At 32.6% G+C, this 4,377-nt stretch carries 2 protein-coding genes and 1 pseudogene; 1 reads left to right on the top strand and 2 read right to left on the bottom strand.

Annotated features, from left to right (window positions below):
• Both F6K13_RS20355 and egtD read right to left on the bottom strand, forming a co-directional pair.
• Nucleotides 1-370, bottom strand: a pseudogene (locus F6K13_RS20355) (5-histidylcysteine sulfoxide synthase); the annotation flags it as partial.
• A gap of 367 nt (nt 371-737) precedes the next feature.
• On the bottom strand, nt 738-1,736 hold the full coding sequence (gene egtD / locus F6K13_RS20350) for an L-histidine N(alpha)-methyltransferase (protein WP_287288191.1): 999 nt from the start codon (nt 1,734-1,736) through the stop codon (nt 738-740).
• A 1,128-nt stretch (nt 1,737-2,864) separates the two neighbouring features.
• Between egtD and F6K13_RS20345 the strand changes: the two genes are divergently transcribed.
• Entirely contained in the window at nt 2,865-3,308 is a 444-nt protein-coding gene (locus tag F6K13_RS20345) for a hypothetical protein (protein WP_124143758.1), read from the top strand.
• The last annotated feature ends 1,069 nt before the right edge of the window (nt 3,309-4,377 follow it).

Here is a 4,377-nt window from a genome sequence, read left to right as displayed (position 1 = left end):
TAACTGGCCTAAACTTGAAGATGTTTGGCCAGTTGATATGGGCGATCGCTTGGTCTAACTCTTCTGGTATTTCTGGATCTACTCCTAGCTCAAATAATATTTCGTAGTTAGGGTTGAGGCGTTTTTCTAATAATTCCACACGAATTAATTTATTGATGTAGAAAACCGCTGAATGTCCGAGATAAAAAATTAAAGGATTTCTCAAAGGGTCGGGATTGGAATAAAATGTTTCTTCACCGACTAGACTGTTCATCAAAATATCTTCAAGTTGCCAAGCATTATTAAAGTAATCAAGGATATCTTGGCGTAGTTTATTGTTAGTATTACTATTATCAAGTTTTGGTGGAGTAGTAGATTTTATCTGGTTCATAGTGTTATTAACGGGAAAATAATTTTAATTGTTTACTTTTGCAAGGTGTTTAAGATTTAGGATTCAGTTTTTTTGTGAATAAGTAATAAAGAAAGTAAAGGAAAACAACATTAAGTAGTAGCTTTCCACAAGGATTAGTAGGCACTCAAGACAGGATTATTTTTATGATAAAAAACCTCAATCTAGATTTACACTTCATTTGAAAACGCTATAGGTTTTAATATTTTACCGTAGGAATTTGGAAACCAAAACCCTACAGTTTTTTCCCACTAATTGCTGAGACATGACCTCTCTTTGGGCAACATTCCATAGGAAATGTTTACCATATTTTTTTTCTTCCTTCTTCCTTCTTCCTTCTTCCTTCAAATTAAGCTTGACAAAGAATTAATCCAAACCACTGTTTAGGGTCTGTCCAAACTTTTTTAACTTTAAGTCCTTTTTTTTCCAGCTCTACTTTAATAGCTGCTAAATCAAACTTGCGAGAAACTTCAGTCAGAATACTTTCCCCTTTCTCAAAATCAACCTTTAAATCTAGAATTTCCAAAGAGAATGTGACATTTTCTTGACAATAAAGACGCATTTCTATTTGCGATTTTTCTTGATTATAAATAGCTTTATGAGTAAATAAATCGAGGTCAAAATTGCCTTGGAAACGCCAATTTAAATGGGATAACATATTCAAATTAAAAGCAGCCGTAACTTCTTTACTATCGTTATAAGCTGGTTCTAAAATTTCTTTGGGTTTTTGTAAATCAATACCAAGTAAAAAATAATTTCCTGGTTTTAAAGCATTAACAACTTGGTTCAAAAAACAGTCAAATTCTTGTGGTGGAAAATTGCCAGCAGAACTTCCCAGAAAACAAATTGTTCTAGTTAGGGAAGTTCCTTCAAAAGAGGTTTGTGTAGGGTGTGACTTTAGATGAGCTAAAGTTTCATCATAAGTGCCAATAAATCCCTCAATAGAGAAATTTGGATATTTTTCTTGTAGCTCTAATACGCTATTTTTGAGTATTCCCCCACTTACATCAGTAGGTACATATTTAAACGAACTACCTATTTTTTGATAAGCATCTAACAACAGGCGAGTTTTAGTCGAACTACCACTGCCTAATTCTACTAATTCACAACATCCAGTTAGTTGAGCAATTTCATCTGCATATTCTTTTAGAATGGAAGCTTCTGTACGAGTGGGATAATATTCGGGTAACTGACAAATTTCTTCAAATATTTCTGAACCGCGATCGTCATAAAAATATTTGGGGGGCAAATTCTTGGGACTTTTTGTCAATCCGGCAATCACATCTTGTCCATCATTTTTCACTGCTTGATAGTTGTCATTGATAATGGTCAAAGGTTGTGAGGACATTGTTTAACTCCTACATAATAGGTTGGATAATCAAGAGTTTTTTGTTAACAAATTCTGGACAAAAATTTGTCATCATAAAATTCTTCTGGAAAAATTTTAGTATAAATTTTCCTTGAAGTAAATGACTACCTTTGAGGAATAAAAGCAACATATAAATCTTTTAGTTATTTTATGGATTGAATGGTAGATCGCGCAAGTAGGGAATACCATAAATGGGAACAGGAATAAGGAAGAGGGAGGAAAGCTTAAAAGTCTGAAAAAAAACTTCAATTTATTCTAGATATTCACTAGATATTTACGCTTAGGTTTACACCAACTATAAAGTGCGGACATTATATAAATGGTAGAAGTAAGGAAGAAGAAAGAAACAAGAAGGAATAAGGAATAAATATTGAAAAAGATATAAAACGATAGATATAATTATCTAAGAATAAATTTAATTAGCTATTTTTAATACCAATTTCATGGGTGCATCTCAATTTTGAATAAAGCAAAAAAATTATCGCTTTTAGGGAACAGGGAACAGGGGACAGGGAACAGGGAATATATAGGAAAAAAGTATTTTTGCTTGCTATGAGATGCACCCAATTTCATATACTTAAACAACGGTTTTCAAGAATTAATAATTTAGAATTAATAATTTAGAATTACCTCTCCTTTAAAACGGATAGGATTGACTAATCATGAAAATTTTTCTTCTCTTGGTCGATTGGATATGGCGCAGGTTTCGGAGCCATCCCACCCTAACGGGAAGCTCCGAATATCAACCGCTTTTACCCTCTTAAAAGAGGAGGCTTTCAACCACAATTTTTCGGTAAAAGTAATCTATCAAGCTTAAAAACCAAGATGTCAAGTTATATGTAGTTTTACTTGAGGAAATTGGTATAAGCATATCTGAATTAATATATACCTTATTTTGAGCATTCTTTTTTCAAAGTGATCTTAGATAAAAACAATAGACATTGAATATTATTTACAATAAAACCAGCTTTTTCCCAAAAAAAATTTGGGCTTAATTAACTAACTATAAAACTATAAATTTAGATAGATTATTTTGTTGACGAAGAGTGATTTTTTGCTATTGTTATAATATTCAGTATTTATTGAATCCTTCAACGAGGAAAAAACATGAACAATCTTATGACTAAGTTTTTCAGCAGTGTGTGGCATAAATTCCCACAACAAATATCTAAATTAGTAGCTACATTAGTAATAACATTTGTTTTTCTGTTTGTCGGCACAATTTTTCTACCAGTACCTTTCGCCCAGGCAGCAATGGTCTTATACTGTGATGGATTGGATGCTGGTGGCAATCCTTATACAGCAACCTATCTAGATGGATTGTTTACTCAAGTCCGGTTTGATCGTTCTCCAGATTTACCCCCTGTAGTCTCGGAATTAACCTACGATACTGTAAATGGGCAAGGTCAACCAATTTACCGAGGTGGTTACTTGGGAGCAGCAGATGTAGTTCTTATCGATATATCAGGAGGTAATGTCAAACCTGGTTCAGAAGTATCAGTATCAGTTGACAACCAATGGAACTTAGAAAGGGGTATTTGTGGAGTTTAATTAATAATACCATTTCTTTGTAAGAATACCCTTGATAATTATTACCGAATAATTAAGGTTTAAAGCCTCTCCTTTAAAGGAGAAACAAGAAAAAATTTTCATTATGAGTCAATCCTCTTCTTTTCAAGGAGAGGTAATAATTAATAATTATTAATTATTAATTGTTGAATCAGACCTTAATTGTGCTGACGATTTTCATTTTTTATTAAGTAAAATTTCATATAGAAGTGGTGTTAGTTGTAGGGTGTGTCAGTTTCTTGCACCCTAAAATTATTATTAGATTAAATATCTAAGTTTTTAGTAGTAATAACCCACATCAAGTTAAATAAAATAGTTTTAATTAGGGTGAGCTGAAAAAGTTTTCTGATGTCTGGTGAAAGTAGGGAACGCCACATATGGAAATAGGTAAGAGTTTTCCCATCCTTTTTATTCTCTAAAAGTTGATAAATTTTGATAGCATAAAAGTTTAATTGTAAACATTCAGCTATTAGTATTCAGCATTTTCGTTTGTCATGTTGTGCAAACAGATGCATGAAAATACAGGACTTACTAAGGTTAGCTAGTGACCTTTTTCTTTCCTGTAGAATGCTGCATAAACATAATTTTGAATTCTCCTTCTCAGATAATAAGTTAATAACTGGTAAGTAATAGCTGATAGCTGACTGCTAACTGCTGTTTGCGCAGCATTCCGAAGGAAATGCTTACGCTTCATGTATAATCCTTTTAATTTTATTCAGTCAGTTCTAATTAGATTTGATTTGACTTAAATTTGAAGATTTGATGCCAAATTATTTCAGACAAAAACTTCCACACTATAAATATACAATTTTGCTCCTTTTAGTCCTGAATAGTAATTGTGGATCTCGCTGAAATGCAAACTATACTGTTACCAAAATAATTACCGAAAAATTAAGGTATAAAGCCTCTCCATTCATGGAGAAAAAAGTGGTCGTTAGCGCAGCTTCCCGAAAGGTGGGATGGTGAGGTTTCCTTGCCATATCCAATCGACCAAGAGAAGAAAAAAAATCCTTTTAGAGCTGATTTATTAACTGAGCTGTTTGCGCAGCAA

It is taken from the genome of Okeania sp. SIO2B9 (assembly GCF_010672505.1).
GTDB classification, from domain to species: domain Bacteria; phylum Cyanobacteriota; class Cyanobacteriia; order Cyanobacteriales; family Microcoleaceae; genus Okeania; species Okeania hirsuta.
The sequence above is the reverse complement of the archived record's forward strand: the minus strand, read 5'-3'. Positions and strand labels throughout refer to the sequence as shown.

Bases quoted from the DNA above. Each gene is read 5' to 3' on its own strand.
- egtD (WP_287288191.1), bottom strand. From the start codon at position 1,736: ATGTCCTCACAACCTTTGACCATTATCAATGACAACTATCAAGCAGTG.
- F6K13_RS20345 (WP_124143758.1), top strand. From the start codon at position 2,865: ATGAACAATCTTATGACTAAGTTTTTCAGCAGTGTGTGGCATAAATTC.